This window comes from Brevibacillus brevis, from assembly GCF_001039275.2.
Lineage (GTDB): Bacteria > Bacillota > Bacilli > Brevibacillales > Brevibacillaceae > Brevibacillus > Brevibacillus brevis_C.
In genome coordinates, this window is sequence record NZ_CP030117.1 from 496,117 (window position 1) to 519,707 (window position 23,591).

The following is a 23,591-nucleotide window of genomic DNA, read 5'->3' on the forward strand; positions in this document are numbered from 1 at the left end:
GCGTACAGTCGTTTTCTTTCCAGGAGGGAGAACATGAGCCATCGTACTGAAGGGGTAAATACAGAGCGTCAATCGATGATTGCGCAAAAAATGCTGACAACGAACAAGCGTCAAAAGACAGAGAATATTACAGGCAAAACCATCGCGATGATTTGTGCGGGTTTGCTCGTTATTGTTGTTTTATCGATCACCTATTTTATTGCTTCAAAAGGGCTGTCGACGTTCTTCGTCGATGGAGTAAGCTTCAAAGAATTTTTAACCCATGACAAATGGGACCCAGAAGGTGAACCATCCGCGTATGGTGTCCTGCCTTTTATTCTTGGTTCGTTTTTCGTAACGGCATTGGCTGCTTTAATTGCCGCGCCACTTGGAATCGGCGCCGCTATTTTTATGACAGAGATCTTTCCGGGCTTCGGGAAAAAAGTATTGAAGCCGGTAATCGAGCTGTTGGTTGGTATCCCATCGGTCGTTTACGGTTATGTTGGACTAACTTTGCTTGTTCCATTTATTCGCGAACAATTTGATGTTCTTGGTTTCAGCTTATTGGCAGGGGGACTTGTTCTTGCCCTGATGATTTTGCCTACGATTACGAGTGTGGCAGCAGATGCTATCGAGGCTGTTCCGCAAGATTTGCGCAACGCTTCGCTCGCGCTGGGTGCTACTCGCTGGCAAACTATTTGGAATGTCGTGTTGCATTCCGCGCTTCCTGGCTGTTTGACGGCCATTGTTTTGGGAATGTCTCGCGCTTTTGGAGAAGCTTTGGCTGTGCAAATGGTTATCGGTAACACAACGAAGCTGCCAGGCGGTTTGTTCGAACCAATCAGTACGCTTACTAGCGGTATTACATTGAACATGGGGAATACGATTCAAGGAACTCCGTATAACAATGCTCTATGGTCAATGGCTTTGCTGCTCTTGGCGATGTCTTTCATCTTTATCGTGATTTTGCGCCTGTTGGGCAGAAAGAGGTTGGCAAAATAGATGAAAGCGAGACTGATGGACCGCGCTGCTACTGTTGTTTTGACACTGATTGCCGTACTGATTATCGGTACCTTGGTGGGACTATTGGGCTTCATTCTCTCACAAGGCTGGCATAAGCTGAATCTCGACTTTTTGACCTCTCCGCCGGATATCGTCAATGCGGGTGGCGGGATTGGACCACAGCTTTTCAACTCGTTGTACTTGCTGGTCCTGACCATGTTGATCGCGTTGCCGCTCGGGATCGGAGCAGGTATTTATATGGCTGAATATGCGCCGGATAACAAGATTACACAGTTTATCCGCATGAGTATAGAAGTATTGTCTTCCCTTCCGTCTATTGTAGTTGGTTTGTTTGGATTGCTTGTGTTCGTAAATATGACTGGCTGGGGCTATACCCTGTTTGGTGGAGCACTTGCGCTGACGGTATTTAACCTGCCGCTCTTGGTTCGTGTAACAGAAGATGCACTGCGCAACGTACCACGCAGTCAAAAGGAAGCGAGTCTCGCGCTTGGTATTACCAAATGGCGTACCATCGTGTCTGTCATCCTTCCAGCAGCACTCCCAGGTATCATTACAGGTGCCATTTTGGCGTCTGGCCGTGTATTTGGAGAAGCGGCTGCCTTGCTGTTTACAGCGGGGATGTCTTCACCGAATCTGGATTTCACCGACTTCTCATTGAATAGTACGACCTCACCGTTGAACCCGTTCCGTCCTGCCGAGACATTGGCTGTGCATATTTGGAAGGTAAACAGCGAGGGGCTGACACCGGATGCGCGTGATGTCGCAGATGGCGCGGCTGCTGTTCTGATTATTGCCGTCTTGCTCTTTAACCTTTCCGCTCGTTGGTTCGGGAATTGGGTTTACAAAAAGATGACGTCAGGATCAAACTAAGAAGAGGTAGGTGGCAGCCATGTCCGTACTGACCATGCAAGAAACGATCATTCAGACGAATAACGTGAATGTATACTACGGAGAGAAGCACGCCGTAAAAAATATATCGATGGATATTGAACGCAACTCCGTGACGGCCTTTATCGGCCCGTCCGGATGTGGGAAATCGACGCTTCTACGGAGCTTGAACCGGATGAATGATCTGGTTCCTTCTTGTCGTGTAGAGGGTTCCATTATTGTAGATGGTATCGACATTAACAGCTCGCAAGTAAACATCGAGAGTCTGCGCCAAGTGGTAGGAATGGTGTTCCAGCGAGCGAATCCATTTTTCAAATCGATCTATGAAAACATCGCATTTGCACCGCGTTTCCACGGGATGACTAATAAACGTGACTTGGATGAATTGGTTGAGTCGAGCCTGCGAAAAGCAGCGCTTTGGGATGAGGTAAAAGATCGTCTTCGCGACTCTGCTCTCTCCCTTTCCGGCGGACAGCAGCAACGGCTATGTATCGCGCGTGCAATCGCGATGCAGCCAACCATTTTGCTGTTGGACGAACCAGCTTCCGCTCTCGATCCGATCTCTACCATGAAAATCGAAGAGCTGGTCATGCAGCTAAAGGATGAGTATACGATCGTGATCGTTACCCATAACCTTCATCAGGCAGCGCGAATTTCTGAGAAAACCGCCTTCTTCCTGATGGGTGAGCTGATCGAAATGGATGAGACAGGGAAAATCTTCACATCACCTGAAAACGAAAAAACGGAAGCGTACATTAGCGGACGTTTTGGGTAAGACAATAGAAAAGCACAAGAAGCCCTCCCAAGCAAATCAGCTTGCAGGAGGGCTTCTTGTTTTATTGGTTTCAGGCTTTCCGCAAATATCGTAAATAAAGACCATAGTAGGCAATAAACAGACCCAGGAAAAAGAACGCGATGACAGTGCCGTAGTCTTCGCTGGCAGCCTCATAGCCTACAACAGCTTTTACACCATATTTGATAGCCATATAGATGAGGGCAAAAGCAAGTATAAATCCATATTTGTACCATTTGCTTTGATGCTGCATGTTCTCGCTTTTGACCTTCATCACATATCGAACATAACCGACTATCAAGCCAACAAAAAATATCGCCACAAACAAGTAACGCAGATAGTGGCTATGAACAAAGACCTTGATAAAAGTTCACATTCACTTTATGATATCATGAATTTTTCAAAGAATGGGTTGTTTCTCCCGCTCGAAAAAATTGGATGGTTTGCTCCAGATCCTCTACGATTTCTGTCAGGCGCAGGGAGTCATCGAGAAATTGCTCTGATAAGGAGAGGCTCTCTTGATTGGCTGCTACGGCTTGCTGTGTGCCTGATACGACTTGTTGTGCAGAAGCAGACAGGTTATCGACCCGCTGTGAAATGACTTGGCTTTGCGCAGAAATCGTCCCTGTGAGTGCTCTGATGGTCTCAAATTGTGTTGTAAGAGCTTCGCTGAGCTGTACGGTATTGTTAAAAATAGAAGCTGCTTGATGCAAGGTTTGAATACCGTTTACAGTGGCATGATCAGTCGTTTCCAAGCACACAGCTACGTGCTCCATTCTCTCTTCCCCGGATGCGATTACCTGTTGAATACGGGCCGATGCCTCTTCGGTCTGATCGGACAGCAAGCGGATTTCATCCGCGACGACACTGAAACCGATTCCTGCTTGCCCCGCTCTTGAAGCTTCAATACGGGCATTGAAGGACAAGAGCTTGGTTCGTTTTGAGATAGCAGATATCAAACCGAGCATTTCGTTGATATCTCCCATACTTTCTCGCATGGAAGACATGGCTTGAATGGAGGCTTTCATGTCTTCCGAGATGCTGTGCATATTTTGCTTTAACGTATTCATGGAGGCTGCGGCCATGGCGTTCTGTTCACGCGATTCTTGGCTTTGCAAGATCGCCTCTTCCATCGAGCTCGTGATACGGGACATTTCTTGGGTGATTTCGTTCATCGTGAGATTTATTTCTTCAATCTGCTCCTGCTGATTATCCATTTCTTGAGCGAGTTGTTCAGTTACGGAGACGACCTCGGTCTGCATCGCGTGCGAATGGCGGGAGCCTTTTCCTACATGATCGGCAACTTGCTTGACGTCTGAGATGACATATTGAATTTTACCGATGATCGTCCGGATTTGTTCACTCATTCGATTGAAGCTGTCAGCTAGCTGGCGTATTTCATCATTGCTCTGTACCTGCATCGTTTGTAGGAGATCACCCTCGCTAAAGGATGTCATTTTTTGCTGAGCTTCCTTGATCGGATTGATAATTCTGCGTACGTACACGTACAGCATCAATGCAAGTGCCACGAGTCCGACCAATGAGACGGCCAAAATGGTTAGCTGCAGGCGACGGACCTCTTGTTTTACCTCCGATACAGACTGAACGACGATTACGCCCCATTTCAACGATGGCTCGAATTGATAGGCAGCAAAAGAATCTATTCCATTGATCTTGCTCGGTTCGTAGCCAGATTGACCGGCGATGACATTTTGTACGACCGGAAGCTCAGTGAGAAGAGGACGCTGCAACGCATAGGATTGATCGGGATGAGCGACCAGCTTTCCTTGATGATCCACGATCATGGCATACCCGGTTTCCCCGAGTTTAATCTGACCGATGGACTCGCTCAGCTTCGGGACAGAGACAAAAGCCACCACTACCCCGACAGGCTCCTCCTCTTCGTTGCGCAAGGGGAGGGAGACGGCAATCTTCGGAAACTCCGTCTCGGAAAACTGAAAGACATCCGAGACAAAAGCACCATGCTGCGTTTGATTCAAAGCCCCTTCATACCAGTCTGTTTTTCGCGGATCATATGAGCTGTCGAGCGGTGATCCGGGAAAGGTCAAATACCGCCCGTCTGTGGTGACGATCTGTAATTCTGAAATAGTAGGATTGTTGATAGTCATATCCGTAAAGATGCCAAATATTTGGCTGTTGGTAACCGTGCTGTTTTTATAAGTAGAAGCAAATGATTGCAAGGCGGTCACGATGTCGTAGACCCTGCTATGTACGTTCTGTAAAGCGGCACCGGATGCGTCATGTAATTGCTGCTTTGTTTTTTCATTTAGTGTGGCTTGTGATTGATAGCTGATGAAGAATGCAGCAATGGCCATCATACAGACAACCATTCCCATAATGCCTGCAAACAGCCTGGTGAAGATTGAACGATAATGAAACGACGAGTGACCCCATATCTTTTTTATGCCCGCCATCGATTGTTCTCCCCTTATTTGTCAAAACGTTCAGCTTCATTGTAGGGTTAGTCCAGGGGAGCGTATATGGTTTACCAGAAACATTTACCATAACTTAATGTAGGATGACCTATGTAAAAAGTCCTAAGACAAAATCTTTATCGAAACTTAATAAACATCACACGGAAACCTAACATTGATGCGCTATAGTGGGGAAGTAAAAGGACGTAACAACCACGAAGGAGCGAAGACCGTATGAGCGTTATTTCGGTGAGAGAGTTGAATCTCTTCTACGGTAATAAGCAAGCCCTCTATAATATAAATCTGGATGTAGAGTCTGACTCCATTACAGCCTTAATCGGTCCGTCAGGCTGCGGTAAGTCTACATTTTTACGGACGTTGAATCGAATGAACGACTCTGTACCGAACACCAAAATTACAGGAACGGTAAAAGTGTTCGAGGAGGATATTTATAGCTCTCGCGTAGAAGTTGAGCGACTTCGCAAAAATATCGGTATGGTGTTTCAGCATCCGAATCCATTTCCGAAGAGCATCTATGACAACATCACGTACGGGCCGAAACTTCATGGCATGAACGATCGTAACAAGCTGGACGAGTTGGTAGAGACAAGCCTCAAGGCAGCAGCACTTTGGGATGAAGTGAAGGATGTATTGAAAAAGCCAGCAACAGGGCTTTCCGGTGGACAGCAACAACGCCTCTGTATCGCTCGGGCACTCGCTGTTCAGCCACAGATCATTTTGATGGATGAGCCAACCTCAGCCTTAGACCCGATTTCTACAGCCAAAATCGAAGAGCTGTTAGAAGAGCTGAAGAACCGTTATACGATTGTGATCGTGACCCACAACATGCAGCAGGCAGCTCGTATTTCCGATAAGACTGCGTTTTTCTTGAATGGAGAGCTAGTCGAGTTTGACAATACCCCGACGATCTTCCAAAATCCGCGTGACAAAAGAACAGAGGATTACATTACTGGACGTTTCGGATAATTCAATAGGCAAGATGGCAAGAGAGCGGACTTTTTGAGGTCCGCTCTTTTTGATTTTCCAACGTTTATAATTGTAACCCAAATCTCTTTAATTCAATGAAAATACCTTCCAATCGTTTCCCTTTCTCCGTTAACGTATATTCCACGCGCGGAGGGACTTCCGGAAACACCTTTCTTTCCAATATGCCATGCTCCTCCAATTCCTTCAGTCTGAGCGACAGTGTTTTCGGACTGATTCCATCCATGGATTTCAGCAAGTCGCTGAATCGCAGCGTTCCTTCGATAAGCAGGTCTCGAATGATTAAAAAGGTCCATTTGGTCCCGATTACGTCAAGCGTTTTGGCAATGGGGCAAGGTTGGCCAGGGGTTCCTTTGTTCAGTTCGATTGGCTCAAGAACGTTCATCGGAATATCCTCCAAAAAAATTAGTAGGGTTTTTGGCTATTATAGCGCAATAGTATCTTTACGGAAACTATGTGAATTAAATATCACTACTTCTATAAAGGAAGTTAGTGTCCTTACAATAGCAATGTAAACCGATACCTCCACTCTAAATAAGGAGTTGATTAGAACAACATGATTCCACGCACCAAAAAAATGAGTTCGATAGCTGGTATTGCTGTCATCTTCGGGACGATGCTGTTCACAACAGCATGCGCTACTGATTCGAAAACATCTGCTTATGATAATCAAACTACTCGGTTGTCCTCCAAGACAGACATGCAACTATTGAAGGATCTTCCTCAACCCGTTTCAATGACGATTGACTCCTCATTAAACGCAACGGAGGCTACCGAAATGGTACAGGCCGCACAACGTTTCTACGGCTTCTGGAACACTGGGAATGAGGATCTCCTTGCACAAACCGTTTCTCCAAGCTTCATAGATAACACGTTGCCGAAAGGAAGACCTCAAGGCCCCGATGGCTTGTTATTCGCTTCTCGCAACTTTCGTAAAGCAGTCCCTGACTTGCAATGCAAAATAGAGGATTTACTGGTAGTGGGGGACAAGGTGACAGCTCGTCTTTCCTTTACGGGTACGAGCAAAGGCGAGTTTATGGGAAAACCACTGTCCGGGAAGCCCATTCAATTTATGGCGATCGATGTTTTACGCATCAAGGATGGGAAGCTTGTTGAAGACTGGCACCTGGAAGACAATTTAACCTTTATGCAACAAATTGGCGTCGTAGCGGAAAATTGAATTGTCTTAACGTAAAGGAGATGTAAAAAATGAAAAAAATTCTTATCATCAATGGTCATCAAAAATATGGCTCATCAGAGGGGAAACTGAACCAAACGTTGATGGATCATATGGTGAGTCTGCTCGAAAAAGAGAACCATGTACGAACTACCATTATTCAAAATGGATACAAATTCGAAGAAGAGCACCAGAAATTTCTCTGGGCAGATATGATCATTTATCAAACTCCCATCTACTGGTTCAGTGTCCCTGGGTTATTGAAAACATACATGGATGAAGTATATGCGTACGGCTTGTTTTTCAAGGGTGCTAATCAATACGGAAGAGGCGGCTTATTAACCGACAAAAAATATATGTTCTCGACAACTTGGAATGCTCCAGAAAAAGCATTTAACGATCCGACCCAATTTTTTAAAGGGGAGAGCCTGGAAGATGCAATCAGCCATTTGCACCGCGTACAGGAATTTTTAGGCATGCAACCTGTAAAGAGCTTTGCTTGCTATGATGTCATTAAAAATCCGCTGATCGATCGATTTGTATCCGAACTCGAGGCGCATCTCAAACAGGTATTGTGTTTCTAAATGAAAATCTCAAAGGAAAGGGGAGAGATCCTATCATGTTGGACAATCAAAAGATAGTAATCATCGGCGGAAGCTCTGGAATTGGTTTAGAGACAGCCAAACAGGCAGTAGCGCTAGGAGCAGAAGTGATCATTGCGAGCCGCTCCGAAGAAAAATTGCAGAAGGCAAAAGAGAGTCTGGGCTCCAAAGTCTCGGTGTATACGCTAGATACCACTGATGAGCAGCAAGTTGAGGCCTTTTTTGAAAAAGTAGGCACGTTTGATCATCTGGTCGTCAGTGCGGCGGAAACATTTGGCGGTTCATTCCTTCAAACGGATACAGCCCAGGCGCGTAAGTTGTTCGATAACAAATTTTGGGGTCAATACTATGCGGCAAGGTACGGAGCGCCGAAGATTTCAACAAACGGTTCCATCACCTTATTCTCCGGGGTCGTCGCCTACAAAGCGATGATTGGTTCGTCTGCCCTTGGCGCAGTCAATGCGGCCGTTTCGAATCTGGGGCAAACCCTCGCCTTGGAACTGGCACCAATCCGAGTGAATATCGTTTCACCTGGCATTATTGATACACCATCACGCAGTAAAATGCCTGAAGACGTGCGCGAAAATTTCTATGCAACGTTGGCAGACAAGCTCCCTGTAAAGCGAGTTGGACAAGCGAAAGATGTTGCACAAAGCGTACTATACCTGCTCCAAAATAGTTTTGTAACCGGAACTGTCCTTCATGTAGAAGGTGGCCATATCTTACTTTAAAGAATTCCATTACCGGACGTTTCGGATCATTTCAATTTGTAGTATGGTAGGAGAACGGACTTTTCGAGGTCCGTTCTTTTTGGTTTTTGGAAAGGAGATACTTGCAGTGGTTTGGATTTCATTCATCCTTTTTCTGATCACGTTGACTTTGGTTATCTGGCAACCGCGGGGGCTGTCAATTGGTTATCCGGCTGTCGGTGGAGCACTGTTGGCCTTGGCGATCGGGGTAGTCACGTTCGGTGATGTCGCAGAGGTAACCTCTATTGTTTGGAATGCGACGCTAGCATTAATCGGGATTATTATTATCTCGCTCGTATTGGACGAAATCGGTTTTTTTGAATGGGCTGCGCTCCATATGGCTCGTTTTGCCAAAGGGAATGGGCGGCTTATGTTCGTTTATGTCATCCTGCTTGGTTCACTCGTATCTGCCTTGTTTACGAATGATGGGGCGGCCCTGATTTTGACACCGATTGTGTTGGCACAGGTGCGGGCATTAAAGCTGGATGCAAAAACGGTTTTGGCATTTGTCATGGCGAGCGGGTTTATTGCAGATACGAGTTCTTTGCCCTTTGTGATTAGTAATCTAGTGAATATTGTTTCCGCTGACTATTTTGATATTGGCTTTGCTGCGTATGCAGCCAAAATGATCATTCCGACTTTGTTTTCGATTGGTGGAAGTCTGCTGGTTTTGTACCTGTATTTTCGCAAAAGCATTCCGGCGCGGGTTGACCTTTCTCATCTGAAAAATCCGAGTGAAGCGATTCGCGACCATAGAATGTTTCGTCTGGCGTGGCCAATTCTTGCGGTTTTGTTGATTGGCTTTTTTGTTAGCGAGTCCATCCATACGCCTGTTTCAATCATCATTGCAGGGGCAGCTATCATTTTTTGCCTGGCTGCAAGAAAAAGTGAAGCGATCGCCATGCGGCGGATTATGAAAGAAGCGCCGTGGGTAGTCGTTGTTTTTTCGATTGGCATGTATGTCGTGGTGTGGGGACTGCACAACGCGAGATTGACTGACTTGGTCAAGGACACCCTGGATTGGTTCATGGCACATGGTTTATTGGCAACGACCTTGGGAACAGGCTTTTTGGCTGCTGTTCTTTCCTCTGTCATGAACAACCTTCCGACAGTGATGTTCAACGCGCTGGCGATTGCCGGGACACAGGCAGACGGAGTTTTGCGGGAAGCGATGATTTACGCGAATGTGATCGGGAGCGATCTGGGACCGAAAATGACGCCGATCGGATCACTTGCGACCTTGCTCTGGCTACATGTCTTGGGACGCAAAGACGTGACGATTACGTGGGGGCAGTATTTTCGGACGGGTGTTGTTTTGACCGTACCGACATTGACGTTCACCTTGCTCGGTTTGTATCTGACGTTGGTCTATTTTTCATAGGGAATGGAAAGCCTGCTGGCTAATAGTCAGCAGGCTTTTTCTTTAATCATGCGGCTTCACAGTGGAACAGGCAGAATAGGACAGGACAAGATAGGAAAAAATAGGCGCAATGTACGTAAAAAGGAGGATGTTTCCATGTGGCATGGCTGGCCGATCGAACGCGTACTCATTCTTTTTACTGGATTGGCGTTTGCCCTGATTGCGGTTCAGGTCACACTTTTTCACTCTAGACAAAACTTCCGACATTGGGCAATGTGGATTCCTGTGCTTGAGCTCCCTGTATTTGCGGTTACTGCTATTGTTTTATCGTTTGTGAATGCGGGGTGGCTGCGTTGGGTGTTTGCCTTGATGATGGTGGTTGGCATGGCTGGTGGTTTGTACGGAGCCTATTTACATACGGTCGGGGTTGGGCAGCGTGTGGGAGGTTATTCACAAGGTCAAAATTTTCTCGTCGGTCCTCCTGTGATTCTTCCTTTACTGATCACGGCAATGTCAGCATTAGGGCTTCTTGCGCTGTTTTGGTAAAAATCGTTTTCGAAGGGGTGAGAGGACATGGAGAAGCCTAAACGTTACCCATCCTATGATGTTTGGGATCAGCATACAGAGTGGGATGCTCACACCAGGAAAGTAGTAGGGGCCAGAAAAATGCCCGCGATTGCCAATCAATTTTTTACGAAGCCTGAATCATTGCTCTTGCAGACAGTCGTAGGGGTATTGGTCAATGATCACCGCTTAGAGGTGCTGACCTTTGTGGTGGAGCATCTGGATAATACGACGGCTAGTAATATCGGCGAGTCGCAACGAAAGGTCGGAGTTCCACCAAAAAAAGAGCTCTACCGCTCGGGCTTGAAAGGGATTGATGCGGAGAGTCATGCGGCTTATGGAACTGATTTTGTTGCGTTGAAGCTTGACCAGCAGGAAGCCGTTCTTCAACACGTCGCGAATGGGGGCATCCAAAACCAGGAGGCGTGGACAGACCTCGCTCCCGTAGATTTTTTCAAGCGGCTGCTGCATGACACAGTCAGTGCGTACTACTCACATCCGTTGGTTTGGTCGGATATCGGCTACGGAGGTCCCGCTTATCCGCGCGGCTATGTCCGGGTGGAAAAAGGATTGACGGACCCATGGGAGGCGAAAGCAAATGACGAGTCATGACCATCGTACGATTACTCATCGCCCCACTCCTGTGGATCAAAGAAAATACGCCGATGACGCAGATGTATGCATTGTCGGTGCTGGAGCGGCAGGGGGCGTGCTGGCTTATGAGCTGGCAAAGGCCGGGTTGCGTGTAGTCGTCTTGGAAGCAGGACCGTTTTGGGACCCGCAACACGATTTTGCCAGTGATGAGCTGTCGATGCGGAGATTGGCCTGGCAGGAAACGAGGCTGGTAGCAGGCAATGACCCGCTGCGTTTGGGACATAACAACTCAGGGCGGGGAATTGGGGGAGGCACCGTACATTTTACGGGGGTATTCCTGCGTTTCCACGAAAGTGATTTCAAGACAAAAACCGTAGACGGCGTAGGGGAAGACTGGCCAATTACGTATCAGGATCTTGCCCCGTACTACGACAAGATTGAACGGGAGATTGCGGTTTCCGGTCCGAATCATTTTCCGTGGGGTTCCTTTCAAGGCCCATATCCGTACCCTGTTCGAGAGCCAATCAGTGCCAATGCCCAACTGTTCCGGGAAGGATGCGAGAAGCTGGGGATCGAGAGTGTGGTTGCCCCTCTGGCGATTTTATCGGGTCCTTTTGATGGACGTCCCCCCTGTATCAATCGTGGCTTTTGCAATCAAGGGTGCATGCCGAATGCGAAGTACAGCGGGTTGATTCATCATATCCCCAAGGCGATAGCGGAGGGGGCAGAGGTGCTGTCCGACTGCATGGTGACGGAAATTTTGATGGCTGGCGACCGGGTCAGTGGCGTGTTGTTCAACCATAATGGTTTGACACACAGGCAAATGGCTCGTGTGGTCATTCTGGCCGGGTTTGTGGTGGAGACTCCCAGATTGCTGCTCAGTTCGGCGAATGCTCAGTTTCCACAAGGGCTGGCGAATTCGAGTGGATGGGTAGGAAAAGCAATTATGCCCCACTCTAGTCATGATGTATACGGACGACTACCGGAGGAAGTGCGATTGTATAAAGGAACACCTGTCCTTGCCTTGACCCAGCATTTTTACGAGACGGACCGGGAACGAGGATTTGCCCGTGGATATACGTTGAGTGCACACGGGTCACGTCCGGTCGGGATGGCGGCTGCTATTGCTGCCGAGAGGGAAGATGGCTCGTATTTATGGGGAAAACAGCTTCGAGAGACCATGCTGGATTACAATATGTATGCGCGGATCACCTTGGTCGGGGAAGTACTGCCTCATCCTGATAACAGAGTGACGCTCTCTGGGGAAAAAGATGAATATGGTATGCCAATCCCTACGGTAACGTTCAGCTATCAGGAGAACGACAAACAACTGTACAAGCATGCTATTGGACAAATGAACCGGATTGTAGAAGCGATGGGGGGGCAGCCGGAGCATGTGGTATCTGATACCGCTCATCTCATGGGGGGATGCCGAATGGGGAATGACAGGGAAACCTCCGTTGTGAATGAATTTGGGCAGTCACATGACATACCCAATCTTTTCATAGCGGGTGCTTCTACGTTCGTTACCTCGAGTGGCAGCAACCCGACAAATACAGTCATGGCGCTGGCTGCACGCACTGCAGACAAGATCGTTGAGGCGATGAAAAAGCAAGATGTATAAGCTGGGTTCACATAACTTTTGCGTTCTATCTTCCCCATCATATAAGCCATATAGTATACTGATAAACAGATATGTAAGGCAAAGGTGGGTATCCTTATGGAAATGGATTTGATGCAGGTTCTGTTTTTGTCAGAGACTTATAAGCTACTTGGTGACAAGACGCGCTTGACGATCATGGCTCTCCTGCAAGTACAGTCCTTATGTGTCCGTGATCTCGTGGAAATTTTGCAAACTTCCCAGCCTTCTGTTTCCCAGCACTTGGCTAAGCTAAAAACTCATGGTTTGGTCAAAGAGCGTCGGAAGGGACCGTGGGTATATTACTCCGTTAATACAGAATGCGGTCCTGAGGTTAAGCAAATTTTGTCTAACTTGCCGGATATGTCGCCAATCGTCAAACAAAAATCAGTTGCAAGTGAACCTTCATTTGGCTGATCAGTCGTAAAAAGCGTTGGATCAATTGAGATCCAACGCTTTTTTTAGTTCTTCCTTGTTAAATCCATGGATGACAATTTGCTCGCCGTTTTCCTTTTCAATGTAGGTTACAGGTGTCATGCTGGCGCCTAATTGAATGGCTTCCTGAAAATAAGCCTCGTTTTGACGAATGTCTCTGTCTTCGAAAGCAATGTTGTTTGAAGTCAGCCACATTTTTTCTTCCTGACAAGGACCGCAAGTGACTTGCGTATAGATAATAACCTTGTAAGCCATACAGTATTGCCCCTTTCAAAAGCAGAGTAAATGCCTTGCTCTTTCCAATATGAATGATCGGTCCTGACAAAGCAAGTAAACAACAGCATGGTTTGGAAAAATGAGGATGGATACGCACATAGGGGGCGGTACAAATTATATTCAGTGACGTCGAGGAGGTGAATGTAACGATGCCTAAACAAAACAGAGGTATGGGCCAAGCGAACCAAGCTAGCCAAGCAGCAAACACTGCGACTGAATTCGCAAGTGAAACAAACGCAGCAGAGGTTCGTCGTCAGAACCAACAATCCGCACAACGCGCTGCTTCCCAAGGCGCTGCGACTGAGTTCGCAAGTGAGACAAATGTTGCGGAAGTTCGTCGTCAAAACCAACAATCGGCTGCACAACAATCTTCTGGCCAAGCTACTGAGTAGGAGCCAGCGGACAAAAGCCCTCGCAATTTGCGGGGGTTTTCTTATTTTTACGTAAAGTCTATGCATGGAATGTGGTTTCTATCCTCGCACTGCACTTGCAAAAGCCTGGAAGTGGATGATACTGTGATTCGTAAATCAGCCCACTAGGAGGCAATTTCACATGATCATTGGAACAGGCATAGACATTGTGGAAATAGAGCGCATTGCTACTTTGATAAAAAGACAAGAGCGTGCGATCAAACACTTTTTGACCACAGAGGAACAACAGCTCCTGAATGGAAAGTCAGAGACGAGACAGGCGGAAATGGTTGCAGGCAGATTTGCTGCCAAGGAAGCAGGTGCAAAGGCTCTTGGCACAGGCATTGGTGCTGTACTCAGCTTTTTGGATATGGAAATTCTCCCGAATGATTCGGGCAAGCCAATCATGACCATAAAGCACGAGGTGTACAGCAAACTCGATCTGGACCCTGCTCGCGTTCATATTCATGTGAGTATTTCGCATAGCCAGACGCATGCGATTGCGCAAGTCATTGTAGAAGAACGATAGATGTTTTGAGCAACCTCGAGAAACTTGTCTGCATATTGGGACGAGGATGGACATACATTTATATCGCGTAGATCAGGAGGGACTACCTGCTCTTACACAGGAAGGCTAAGTCTGTAGCCGATCCAAGCGATATATCGCCAACTTCGTATCCATTCGCAACCATTGACACGATGTGCGCTGCATGGGCGAGAGACTGACAGATTTCCCAGGAAATAGACAGGGATGCCCTTCTTTGTCGAAAATATTGACAAGGAGGAGTTCATTGAATGAAACGGGTAGCTTTACCACTGGTGTTATTGTTGGTTTTCACCCTGTTCCTCGGCGGTTGTTTCGGTCAAAAAACACCGGAAGATGTGGTGAGCGACCTGAACGGTACGCTGGGAAAAATGACTGGGTACAAGTCTCAGGCTGTTTTGACCATGCAGACAGGCTCTACCCCCATGGAGTACGATGTTCAGGTCTGGTATGAAAAGCCAACCAACTATCGGGTAGCTCTCACCTCGAAGCAGCGTGGCATTACACAAATCATCTTGCGAAACAATGAAGGAGTCTTTGTACTGACCCCGCATCTGAACAAGAGCTTCCGCTTCCAAAGTGGCTGGCCTGAGAACAACGGACCGTTGTATCTATACGAAACGCTGGCCAAGAGCATTATCGACGACACTGAGCGCCAAATGAAGATGGAAGAAAAACAGTATGTATTCGAAGTGAAAGCGAACTACAGCGGCAATCGTTCTTTGACCAAGCAAAAAATTTGGCTGACAGAAGATTTCAAACCGACGCACGCCGAAATTATGGATGCTAGCATGAATCCGCTCGTACGAATTGATTTCACTGATTTTTCGTTCAACCCTATGTTTGACAAAGATGCCTTTGACAAAGAGCGCAATATGACAACAAGCTCGTTGACAACGATCCCAACAATGGCGCAAGCAAATGGACAGGTCGTGAAACAGCCGAATAGCCAATTCGGTGTCATCGTCCCTACGTATATGCCAGAAGGGGTTACGCAAGGAGATATAGAACCAGTTACCCGTGATGGGGAGAGAAAAGTCATCTTGACCTACAAAGGGGCCTACAACTACAAGGTAATCGAAGGACGCCCGACAGCAGCATCTGTGTCGTATGAGCAAGGTATGCCTGTGAACCTCGGCTTTACGGTTGGTGTGCTTGCGCAGACAGGTGAAAATCAGCGACTGCTGACGTGGGAGCTCGACGGCATCGAATATACAATCGCAGGGGATCTTCCAGAGGAGGAAATGGTGAATGTCGCACAGTCGACATATGGTCTCAGCGCGAAATAAAAGCGTGGGAGAGGGGACGGTGAATGCCGTCCTCTTTTGCTGCCTTCCGGGAAAGTGGCTGTGGTGGAGGGGAAGAAGCGCATTTCCAGTCTACGCTTCGGCCTACGCCCCGCTGTAGATTGGACTGTCCGTTCCGAAATAAATGACGGGAGCGCTTCAAAAGTAGTCATCTTGATGAAGGATTCGCAGAGGTTGAAGCTGAAAACCCCCGTCATTTATTTCGGAACTGGGTCGGGCTCCAGAAGCGCTTGGACTGGAAATGCACTTCTTCCTAAGCGGCTTTGTTCTACTATTTGAGAAAATTCCCCCAGTTGATACTCAAAGGATGATCTTCCTAAGTTTTTAAAGAAATAATGAATGAAAAAAGCTGGCGAAAAGAAAAAGCACAGGGCTCGCAGACCTTGACAACGCCTACCCAGTCGGAACTCCAAAAAGGGGACCACGCTTATCGAACACTTCTTCCCTGAGAAACTTCCGCCCGTAGGGTGGCTTTGGATCGACGGGCCCCTTTTTGGAGTGGAGACGGCCAGTGAATCCCCCTGATGGCGTGTCAGAGTCGAAGAGAACTGTGCTTTTTCTTTTCCTCTACTATGTTGACATAGTTTTCTACGATTTTCCCTCAAGTTTTCCTTTTTTCTCAAACGGGAATCTAAAAATACCCATGTACACTTGGTCTTGTAACAAAGAGCAAGCACACTACACGAGCAAAGACGAAAGGGTTGAGTGTATATGTTTAGCAAAACGAAAATGGGAATGCTGATGGGAACGATGGCAGTGGTTCTGAGTCTGGGTAGCATAGGCGGAGCAATGGCAGCCGATTCAGCAAAGCCAACTTCATTGAATAAACCGGCAGAAGTAAAATTCAAAACAGGCAAGATGGGTCACCATGGTGGAGTGGGCTTCAAAGAAAATACAGAGCTGCTCTCGCTGTTGAAGCTGGACGCTGACAAGCTGAAAGAAGAGCTTGCTGCAGGGAAAACACTTGCAACGATTGCACAAGCCCAAGGAGTTGAGACAGCAGATGTCGTCGCACTTCTGGTTGAGCAGCAAGAAGCCAAACTGAAGGAAGCAGTAACAGCAGGCAAGCTGACACAGGAGCAGGCAGATAAGCTGTCTGAAAACCTGAGCGATCGCGTAAAAAAACAGGTAGAAAACACGAAACCGGATAAAGGCTTCGGAAAAGGAGGCTTCATCGGTGGCTTCGAGAAAAACGAAGAACTGCTGTCCCTCCTCAAGCTGGACGCCAACAAGCTCCAGGAAGAGCTGAAAGCGGGCAAATCGCTGGCTGCAATCGCAGAAGCCCAAGGTGTATCCGTGGATGATCTGGTGGCGTTGCTGGTGAAACAACAGGAAGCCAAGCTGAAAGAGGCGGTAACCGCCGGGAAGCTGACACAGGAACAAGCCGACAAAATGAATGAGCACGCCAGTGAGCGGGTAAAAGAAATGGTGCAAAACGCGCATCACGGACGTGGACCAGGTAAAGGGATGGGCATTGAGAAAAATGAAGAACTGCTGTCCCTCCTCAAGCTGGATGCAGACAAGCTGAAGGAAGAGCAAAAAGCAGGAAAATCGTTGGCGACTATTGCCAAGGAGCAAGGCGTAGAAGCGAATGACGTCATCAAGCTCTTGGTAGGTCAGCACGGAGCCAAGCTAAAAGAAGCAGTAGCGGCAGGCAAGCTCACACAGGAGCAAGCAGACAAGCGCAGCGAGGAATTGACAGCGATGGTGCAAAAGATGGTGGATGGCAGCTTTGAAAAAGTCGTTTTCCCTAGACATGAAAAAGAGGAAAAAGACCAGGAGGAAACCATGTAGAAAAGTCAGCAGGTGGGAGCTAACCCCATCTGCTTTTCTATTTTCTCGGGATTGGTCGATGAGGGCCGATTTGTACATAAAAACCAACGTGCGAATGAGGTGAAAGGACAATCCGCGAATTGACACACAGCGGGAAAACACGATACATTCAGAGTAACTTATTGAATGAGGTGGCATGCTTTACATGAAGAAACCGTCTAACGAAGTTTTGTACCAGGAAGCATCGACCTACAAAGACATGCTCCTGCGAAAAAGCTGGAAAATGCGCATTAACGAGACTGTCATGTTTGTGCTGGGGATGATGATACTCGCTCAATTTTTCCCGACCAATGACACGAGATTCAAGGTGCTTGTTTTCGCCATTGCCATTGCTGTTGTTGGATTGTCTCCGTTTATGTACAAATCGGTATTGCGTCCGGTGTACAAGCTAACCAAGACCCACCTGATTATATCCATGTCAGGGCAGGAAAAGAGCTACCCGTTGTCTGAAGTCGAGCAAATTTATGAAGGCCGTCATTTTTATCGTGTAGGCGGCAAAAAGGAATCACTGATGGTTTCCAGGCAATTTCTCAGTCATTTAAATGAGCGCTTGTTTTACTATAAAAAAGGGAACAAGAGGAGATAGGAATGAAATCGTTTTGTCGTGACACTTGGGTAGAGGTTGATTTGGATGCCATCCGGGCGAACCTCGAGACATTCAAACGCCATTTGCCAGAAAAAACGGGTATTATGGCTGTTGTGAAAGCAGACGGGTATGGTCATGGCGCTGTCCATGTCGGAAAAGAAGCGTTGGCGAGCGGTGCAGATTCACTTGCAGTCGCATTGCTCGATGAAGCGCTTATTTTGCGGAGGGCAGGGATCACAGCGCCGATTTTGGTGTTGGGATACACACCTGTCGAATCCATTGTCACTGCAAGCGAGCTGGAAGTGGAGTTAACTGCTTACAGCGTCCAATGGATCACGGAAGCGAACGACATTCTTCAGAAAAACGATCACAAGACTGTCGGGATTCATGTGAAGACCGATACGGGCATGGGACGTTTGGGCGTTCGGACAAAGGAAGATTTACTTGCCGTTGTAGGTGCCCTTGAAGAATGCTCTAAGCTTAAGTGGACAGGCATTTTTACGCATTTTGCCTGCGCGGATGAACCAGATACAACCCATGTGCGACGACAACACGACTTGTTTCAATCCTTTTTGCAAGCACTGCGTGAAGCAAATAAAACTTTGCCGACCGTTCATTGCTGCAATACGGCTGCGGCTATCGCATTTCCCGATTGGGGGTATGATACGATTCGTTTAGGCATAGGTTTATACGGATTGTATCCTTCTGTGTACATGAAAGAACGTGCGGATGTCATTCTTACCCCCGCCCTGGCGCTCAAGACGAGAATTGCCCACGTAAAGAAGGCAGATGAGCCATTCACGGTCAGCTATGGTGCTACGTATGCAGCAAGGCCTGACGAGTGGATTGCAACGCTGCCGATCGGATACGCAGATGGCTATTCTCGCCTTTTGTCCAATCGTGGCGAGGTTTTGTACAATGGATCGCGCTACCCGATTGCAGGCAGAGTTTGTATGGATCAAATCATGGTCAGCCTGAATTCGACAGAAGCAGCGGTCAATGATGAGGTCGTCTTGTATGGTAAGCAGGGTGACGAGGAAATCTCCTTGGATGAAATTGCCGAATTGCTGGGAACAATCAATTACGAGGTTCCTTGTATGCTGAATTACCGAATTCCGCGCCTCTATTTGCGCGACCAGAAAGTAATTGACGTATTTCACCCATTGACGATGAAGTACTCGTCCCGTGAAAATGTAAATAACTAGCAAGGAAAATCAGCAGGAATTTTCCCGTGGAACACGAATACTAGTTAAGCGAAAAAGCTGGCTTTTTTGGGTAAACGAAGTCTTCACCTGCACCTTTAGATTGTTTACACTCACGTTTTCTCACCGAAAAAGCGACAGTAGGTATATTTTTGCAATGGATTCGACATAATGGTATTGTTCATATTGGCTGTTCTTTCTAGAACCAGCATAGCGGATGGAAGTTACGGTCATGGTTGGAGGTGGATTTGTCTTGTCGAAGTCAAACACGAAACGCATCATGATCAGCTTGCCACAACACTTGCTTCAGGAAGTGGATGGCGTTATTCAAAAGGAAAAATCCAATCGCAGCGAGTTTATTCGTCAAGCGATGCATTTGTATTTGAAAGAGCGAAAAAAACGCACAATCCGTGAGACCATGCAAAAAGGGTACATGGAGATGGCGAAGATCAATCTGAATATGGCATCGGAGGCTTTTGGCGCTGAAGAAGAGGCTGACCATACTCTTGTCCGCTTAGTTAGCGGGGTGTGACTGGTGATTGTCAAACGTGGCGATGTGTTTTTCGCGGACCTGTCCCCGGTCGTTGGCTCTGAGCAAGGAGGCGTACGGCCTGTTTTAGTCATTCAAAACGACATTGGAAATCGATTTAGTCCGACGGTCATCGTCGCAGCCATTACGGCGCAGATTCAAAAGGCGAAGTTGCCTACGCATGTGGAAATTGACGCAAAAACTTATGGATTTGATCGTGACTCCGTTATTCTGTTGGAACAAATACGAACCATTGACAAACAACGTCTAACTGATAAAATAACGCATCTCGATGACGAGATGATGGATCGGGTTAATGAATCCTTGCAAATCAGTTTAGGACTCATTGATTTTTAACGTGTGAAAAAAGATCAGATGATAGGAAAAGCCACTTGAGTGAAGCAAGTGGTTTTTTGCTGTCAAATTTGCAGGGATTTTATAGGTGCACAGCGAACTGTTCGAAATGAGAATATAAGACAAAAAGTGACACAATATGATTTATTTTTCGAGGTAGAGAAAAAACTCATTTCTACCTACCAAGCGAGGCGGAAGGGGTTTTTTTGGTTGTGGCAGACTATTCTCCTGAGACAATCAATATAGAACAAGAATCAGACATTGTGACGGCGCGGCAAGTGGGGCGAAATATGTCGAAGTTGTTTTGCTTTGGCACGATCACGCAGTCCCGCATCGCCACGTCAATCTCTGAATTGGCTCGCAATATTTATTTGTATGCGGGTACGGGGACGATCACGATTTCGCCGATTGAACGCGGAGGAGTGATCGGCTTGCAAATAACAGCGAATGACAGCGGTCCAGGGATTCCTGATATTCGCCAGGCGTTAGATGATGGCTATTCGACTTCAGGTGCCCTCGGGGCCGGATTGCCGGGTGTCAGGCGCATGATGGATGAATTTGAGATCCACAGTACCCTTGGTGAAGGGACGCGTGTCGTTGTTGTGAAGTGGAGCGATCAAGCAAAGGAGGAATGAGATAAATGGTAACCCGGAGCTTCCAAGAAGAGTATGTAAAAATTCTTCGGGATTACCTGAGTGCTCAAGGGGAAGACCAGCTCTACGGAGCCCAGCAGTTGGGCAAATGGATGCTTTCTCGAGATATTTCGCCAGAAGAAATTACTGATTTGCATGCGCAAGCGCTTGAGCAGCTCGGGGAAGTGCCTGAGTTTGTGCGCTCCTCCTTCTCCATTTTGACAGAGGTCATGATTGAATATGGGAACGAGCATCGATCCGTAAATAGCTGGCGCAATCGGCATCAGCAGATGGAATCAGAAATAGCCGTGGCAAAAGCGATGCAGCAATCACTTTTGCCAAGTGAGGTTCCAGTCTATCCAGAGCTGGAGATTGGCGTAGTGAGTGTTGCCGCGAAACAAATCTCGGGTGACTATTACGACTTCATTGAACAAACCGAAGGGCGTTTCGGCGTCGCCATTGCAGACATTACCGGAAAAGGAATGCCTGCTGCGATGTGTATGTCGATGGTGAAATATGCGATAGACAGCCTTGGACAAATGGAGCTGGGTCCCGATGAAATGCTGCACCATTTAAACCGGATCGTGGGAAGAAATATTGATCCGAGCATGTTTGTGACGATGATGTTTGGCAGTTACGACTCGAAGGAACACTGCTTTCGTTATGCGATGGCAGGACACGAGCCAGGATTTTTGTACAGGTCAGCCGAAGGGAAGTTTTACGATCTCGAAGGGCGAGGGAATGCACTCGGTTTACGCCCAAACAGTGAATACGAGGTTCAGGAGATTTATTTAGAAATAAATGATGTTCTGATTCTTCTGACGGATGGTGTAACAGAATGCAAAAATAACCGATATTATTTGCAAAGGGAAGAGCTTGTACACCATTTGCAAAAAGAGGTTGGCGAATCTGCCCAAAAGATGGCAAACGGCCTGTACAATAGACTGCTTCTGCTCTCCCAGTTTGACCTGCTGGATGATTACACCATGATTGTACTTCGAAGAACCTAAGCAACGTACGGGGGGAGACGCAGATGGACCTGTTGATTAAGACAACGAGCCTTGAAACTGAGTACCGAGTGGTCCTTGGTGGAGATATTGATGCTTTTACAGCACCGAAAGTAAAGGAAACACTCATGTCACTCGTCACCAAGCCGGATATCAATCGCATTACGGTTGATTTGGAAGCAGTAGAATACATGGACAGTACCGGAATTGGAATTTTCATCGGGATTATGAAAGAGTGCATCCAACGAAATCGTACATTTGAGGTGCACAAATTGTCTCCGCGTGTGGAAAGGCTATTTCGCATTACTGGCTTATACGATCATATTGCCATCCGCAAAGGAGAGAGCGAGTAATGGGTCCAAATAGACCTGAGGCAGACGTGATTCAATTGACTTTGCCAAGCAAGGCGGAGTATTTGGGAGTAGCTCGTCTGACTGTATCCGGTGTAGCCAACCGTATGGGCTTTTCTTATGACGAGATCGAGGATATCAAGCTTGCCGTCGGAGAAGCATGCACGAATGTAGTAAGACATGCATACAAGGAAACAGAGAATCCTGGCTCCATTCATATCCAATGCCACGTTTTTGAAGATCGATTGGTGATCGAGGTAAGCGATCAGGGGGTTGGATTTTCAAATGAGCTCATTGCTGAGCAACTGACGCCGATTTATGCAGGGAAAAGCATAGAGGATTTGGATGAGGGTGGGCTCGGGCTCTATCTCATTCACACGCTTATGGATGAGGTGGAGACTCGCTCTGAATCAGGGGTAGTAGTCTCCATGACCAAGTATGTTCGGCAGGATGGGGTGGCTGGCAATGACTGGACAATCTCGGAAGCAGAAATATAGTCCAGAGGAGTTGAAGGAGCTCATCCACCTGTATGGTGAAACAAAAGATCCTGCGATACAGGAACAACTGGTGAGGGCCTATACTCCTCTTGTGGAATCGTTAGCGAAGAAGTTTGTTCGCGGACAAGTCATGTATGAAGACCTCGTGCAAGTCGGATTAATCGGCCTGCTTGCTTCCTTTCGTCGGTTCGACCCTAGCTTTGAGCGGACATTTGAGAGCTTTGCGATCCCGACCATTGTAGGGGAGATTAAGCGTTATATTCGGGACAAGACATGGAGTGTCTATGTTCCGCGCAGGGTTAAGGAGCTGAGCCCGAAGATCAAACGGGTGGTCGACGAGCTCACGATCAAGCTGCAGCGTTCTCCCCAAATTGCGGACATTGCCAACAGCCTCGGCGTTACAGAGGAAGCAATTCTGGAAACGTTGGAGATGGGGCGCAGCTATCATTCTCTCTCTATGGACAGCGAGCTGGAAGCGGATCTGGATGGCAACACCATTTCTTTACTCGACCTAGTGGGGACGACAGAAGAGGGGTACGGAGCAGTCGAGCAGAATCTGATGCTGGAGCGGGCCCTGCAAATTTTGGATCACCGTGAAAAAGAAATTATTCAATTAACTTTTTATCAAAATTTGAGTCAGAAACAAGCTGGGGACATCATGGGGATGTCGCAGATGCATATTTCCCGCCTTCAGCGCAGGGCGTTGGGCAAGCTGAGAGAAGCATTGAAAGTGGAACAGCTAGAAACCGTGACGTAGAGGGGCCAAGTGGCTCCTCTTTTTTCTTCCCTTTTTCCAGTCCTTGTTAGCAAATGTGGTACAA

General features: G+C 47.4%; 29 protein-coding genes. 25 read left to right on the forward strand and 4 right to left on the reverse strand.

Translation table 11 applies throughout. The features are described 5' to 3' along the window. Positions 1-33: 33 nt before the first annotated feature. From pstC to pstB (AB432_RS02790), 3 genes are read left to right on the forward strand one after another with little or no spacing between them, the layout of a single operon-like run. Positions 34-981 carry a phosphate ABC transporter permease subunit PstC gene (pstC, locus tag AB432_RS02780; RefSeq protein WP_048036207.1) on the forward strand — a complete coding sequence of 316 codons (948 nt, stop codon included), beginning with the start codon at positions 34-36 and terminating at the stop codon, positions 979-981. Further along, entirely contained in the window at positions 982-1,872 is an 891-nt protein-coding gene (gene pstA / locus AB432_RS02785) for a phosphate ABC transporter permease PstA (RefSeq protein WP_017247277.1), read from the forward strand. It abuts the gene before it with no gap. 19 nt (positions 1,873-1,891) lie between these two features. Further along, entirely contained in the window at positions 1,892-2,665 is a 774-nt protein-coding gene (gene pstB, locus AB432_RS02790; protein WP_048036208.1) for a phosphate ABC transporter ATP-binding protein PstB, read from the forward strand. A gap of 70 nt (positions 2,666-2,735) precedes the next feature. Here the strand turns inward: pstB (AB432_RS02790) and AB432_RS02795 are convergent, their stop codons facing one another. Further along, positions 2,736-2,960 carry a hypothetical protein gene (locus AB432_RS02795; RefSeq protein ID WP_201265909.1) on the reverse strand — a complete coding sequence of 75 codons (225 nt, stop codon included), beginning with the start codon at positions 2,958-2,960 and terminating at the stop codon, positions 2,736-2,738. A 112-nt stretch (positions 2,961-3,072) separates the two neighbouring features. Continuing rightward, positions 3,073-5,118: a methyl-accepting chemotaxis protein gene (locus AB432_RS02800; RefSeq protein ID WP_048036209.1), complete on the reverse strand. Its 2,046-nt coding sequence runs from the start codon at positions 5,116-5,118 to the stop codon at positions 3,073-3,075. Positions 5,119-5,352: 234 nt separating this feature from the next. Between AB432_RS02800 and pstB (AB432_RS02805) the strand changes: the two genes are divergently transcribed. Next, positions 5,353-6,105, forward strand: coding sequence for a phosphate ABC transporter ATP-binding protein PstB (gene pstB / locus AB432_RS02805; protein WP_048036210.1), 753 nt, complete (start codon positions 5,353-5,355; stop codon positions 6,103-6,105). A gap of 64 nt (positions 6,106-6,169) precedes the next feature. On the opposite strand, the gene AB432_RS02810 is transcribed toward pstB (AB432_RS02805), so the two are convergent. Continuing rightward, positions 6,170-6,508: a winged helix-turn-helix transcriptional regulator gene (locus AB432_RS02810; RefSeq protein WP_017247281.1), complete on the reverse strand. Its 339-nt coding sequence runs from the start codon at positions 6,506-6,508 to the stop codon at positions 6,170-6,172. Positions 6,509-6,679: 171 nt separating this feature from the next. On the opposite strand from AB432_RS02810, the gene AB432_RS02815 reads away from it, so the two are divergent. The 8 genes from AB432_RS02815 to AB432_RS02850 all read left to right on the forward strand — a co-directional run bounded on the left by AB432_RS02815 (position 6,680) and on the right by AB432_RS02850 (position 13,225). Further along, positions 6,680-7,303, forward strand: a complete 624-nt coding sequence (locus AB432_RS02815; RefSeq protein ID WP_048036211.1) for an ester cyclase — start codon at positions 6,680-6,682, stop codon at positions 7,301-7,303. Positions 7,304-7,332: 29 nt separating this feature from the next. Next, on the forward strand, positions 7,333-7,884 hold the full coding sequence (locus AB432_RS02820; RefSeq protein WP_048036212.1) for an NAD(P)H-dependent oxidoreductase: 552 nt from the start codon (positions 7,333-7,335) through the stop codon (positions 7,882-7,884). A 35-nt stretch (positions 7,885-7,919) separates the two neighbouring features. Continuing rightward, a complete protein-coding gene (locus tag AB432_RS02825) occupies positions 7,920-8,633 on the forward strand; it encodes an SDR family oxidoreductase (RefSeq protein WP_048036213.1) in 714 nt (237 codons plus the stop codon). A 106-nt stretch (positions 8,634-8,739) separates the two neighbouring features. Then, on the forward strand, positions 8,740-10,032 hold the full coding sequence (locus AB432_RS02830) for an arsenic transporter (protein WP_048036214.1): 1,293 nt from the start codon (positions 8,740-8,742) through the stop codon (positions 10,030-10,032). A gap of 135 nt (positions 10,033-10,167) precedes the next feature. Further along, positions 10,168-10,557: a hypothetical protein gene (locus AB432_RS02835; RefSeq protein WP_048036215.1), complete on the forward strand. Its 390-nt coding sequence runs from the start codon at positions 10,168-10,170 to the stop codon at positions 10,555-10,557. Positions 10,558-10,584: 27 nt separating this feature from the next. Continuing rightward, positions 10,585-11,187 carry a gluconate 2-dehydrogenase subunit 3 family protein gene (locus tag AB432_RS02840; RefSeq protein ID WP_048036216.1) on the forward strand — a complete coding sequence of 201 codons (603 nt, stop codon included), beginning with the start codon at positions 10,585-10,587 and terminating at the stop codon, positions 11,185-11,187. After that, the gene (locus AB432_RS02845; RefSeq protein ID WP_048036217.1) at positions 11,174-12,793 is read left to right on the forward strand and encodes a GMC family oxidoreductase; all 1,620 of its coding nucleotides are present in this window, start codon (positions 11,174-11,176) and stop codon (positions 12,791-12,793) included. Before AB432_RS02840 ends, AB432_RS02845 begins: the two co-directional genes overlap by 14 nt. Before the next feature lie 96 nt (positions 12,794-12,889). Next, on the forward strand, positions 12,890-13,225 hold the full coding sequence (locus AB432_RS02850) for an ArsR/SmtB family transcription factor (protein ID WP_048036218.1): 336 nt from the start codon (positions 12,890-12,892) through the stop codon (positions 13,223-13,225). 21 nt (positions 13,226-13,246) lie between these two features. On the opposite strand, the gene AB432_RS02855 is transcribed toward AB432_RS02850, so the two are convergent. Next, complete coding sequence (locus AB432_RS02855; RefSeq protein ID WP_048036219.1) at positions 13,247-13,498, reverse strand: glutaredoxin family protein; 252 nt, start codon at positions 13,496-13,498, stop codon at positions 13,247-13,249. A 170-nt stretch (positions 13,499-13,668) separates the two neighbouring features. Between AB432_RS02855 and AB432_RS02860 the strand changes: the two genes are divergently transcribed. From AB432_RS02860 to sigB, 13 genes are all read left to right on the forward strand, one after another. Further along, on the forward strand, positions 13,669-13,911 hold the full coding sequence (locus AB432_RS02860; RefSeq protein ID WP_048036220.1) for a gamma-type small acid-soluble spore protein: 243 nt from the start codon (positions 13,669-13,671) through the stop codon (positions 13,909-13,911). A 160-nt stretch (positions 13,912-14,071) separates the two neighbouring features. Next, positions 14,072-14,458 carry a holo-ACP synthase gene (gene acpS / locus AB432_RS02865; protein ID WP_048036221.1) on the forward strand — a complete coding sequence of 129 codons (387 nt, stop codon included), beginning with the start codon at positions 14,072-14,074 and terminating at the stop codon, positions 14,456-14,458. A gap of 266 nt (positions 14,459-14,724) precedes the next feature. Continuing rightward, positions 14,725-15,762 carry an outer membrane lipoprotein-sorting protein gene (locus AB432_RS02870; RefSeq protein ID WP_048036222.1) on the forward strand — a complete coding sequence of 346 codons (1,038 nt, stop codon included), beginning with the start codon at positions 14,725-14,727 and terminating at the stop codon, positions 15,760-15,762. A gap of 729 nt (positions 15,763-16,491) precedes the next feature. Beyond that, entirely contained in the window at positions 16,492-17,574 is a 1,083-nt protein-coding gene (locus AB432_RS02880) for a hypothetical protein (protein ID WP_048036223.1), read from the forward strand. A gap of 184 nt (positions 17,575-17,758) precedes the next feature. Further along, complete coding sequence (locus AB432_RS02885) at positions 17,759-18,199, forward strand: hypothetical protein (protein WP_048036224.1); 441 nt, start codon at positions 17,759-17,761, stop codon at positions 18,197-18,199. Between the two features lie 2 nt (positions 18,200-18,201). Continuing rightward, positions 18,202-19,404, forward strand: a complete 1,203-nt coding sequence (gene alr, locus AB432_RS02890; RefSeq protein ID WP_048036225.1) for an alanine racemase — start codon at positions 18,202-18,204, stop codon at positions 19,402-19,404. Positions 19,405-19,633: 229 nt separating this feature from the next. Beyond that, positions 19,634-19,933 (forward strand): CopG family ribbon-helix-helix protein, encoded by a 300-nt coding sequence (locus tag AB432_RS02895; protein WP_007721089.1) that lies wholly within the window; start codon positions 19,634-19,636, stop codon positions 19,931-19,933. Positions 19,934-19,936: 3 nt separating this feature from the next. Next, complete coding sequence (locus AB432_RS02900; protein ID WP_005830205.1) at positions 19,937-20,287, forward strand: type II toxin-antitoxin system PemK/MazF family toxin; 351 nt, start codon at positions 19,937-19,939, stop codon at positions 20,285-20,287. A gap of 203 nt (positions 20,288-20,490) precedes the next feature. Further along, the gene (locus AB432_RS02905; RefSeq protein WP_048036226.1) at positions 20,491-20,919 is read left to right on the forward strand and encodes an anti-sigma regulatory factor; all 429 of its coding nucleotides are present in this window, start codon (positions 20,491-20,493) and stop codon (positions 20,917-20,919) included. 5 nt (positions 20,920-20,924) lie between these two features. Beyond that, the gene (locus tag AB432_RS02910; protein ID WP_048036227.1) at positions 20,925-21,926 is read left to right on the forward strand and encodes a PP2C family protein-serine/threonine phosphatase; all 1,002 of its coding nucleotides are present in this window, start codon (positions 20,925-20,927) and stop codon (positions 21,924-21,926) included. A gap of 23 nt (positions 21,927-21,949) precedes the next feature. Further along, positions 21,950-22,276, forward strand: a complete 327-nt coding sequence (locus AB432_RS02915) for an anti-sigma factor antagonist (protein ID WP_048036228.1) — start codon at positions 21,950-21,952, stop codon at positions 22,274-22,276. After that, entirely contained in the window at positions 22,276-22,770 is a 495-nt protein-coding gene (rsbW, locus tag AB432_RS02920) for an anti-sigma B factor RsbW (RefSeq protein ID WP_048036229.1), read from the forward strand. The genes AB432_RS02915 and rsbW overlap by 1 nt, the downstream gene beginning before the upstream one ends. After that, positions 22,739-23,527 carry an RNA polymerase sigma factor SigB gene (gene sigB / locus AB432_RS02925; RefSeq protein WP_048036230.1) on the forward strand — a complete coding sequence of 263 codons (789 nt, stop codon included), beginning with the start codon at positions 22,739-22,741 and terminating at the stop codon, positions 23,525-23,527. The genes rsbW and sigB overlap by 32 nt, the downstream gene beginning before the upstream one ends. Positions 23,528-23,591: the final 64 nt, after the last annotated feature.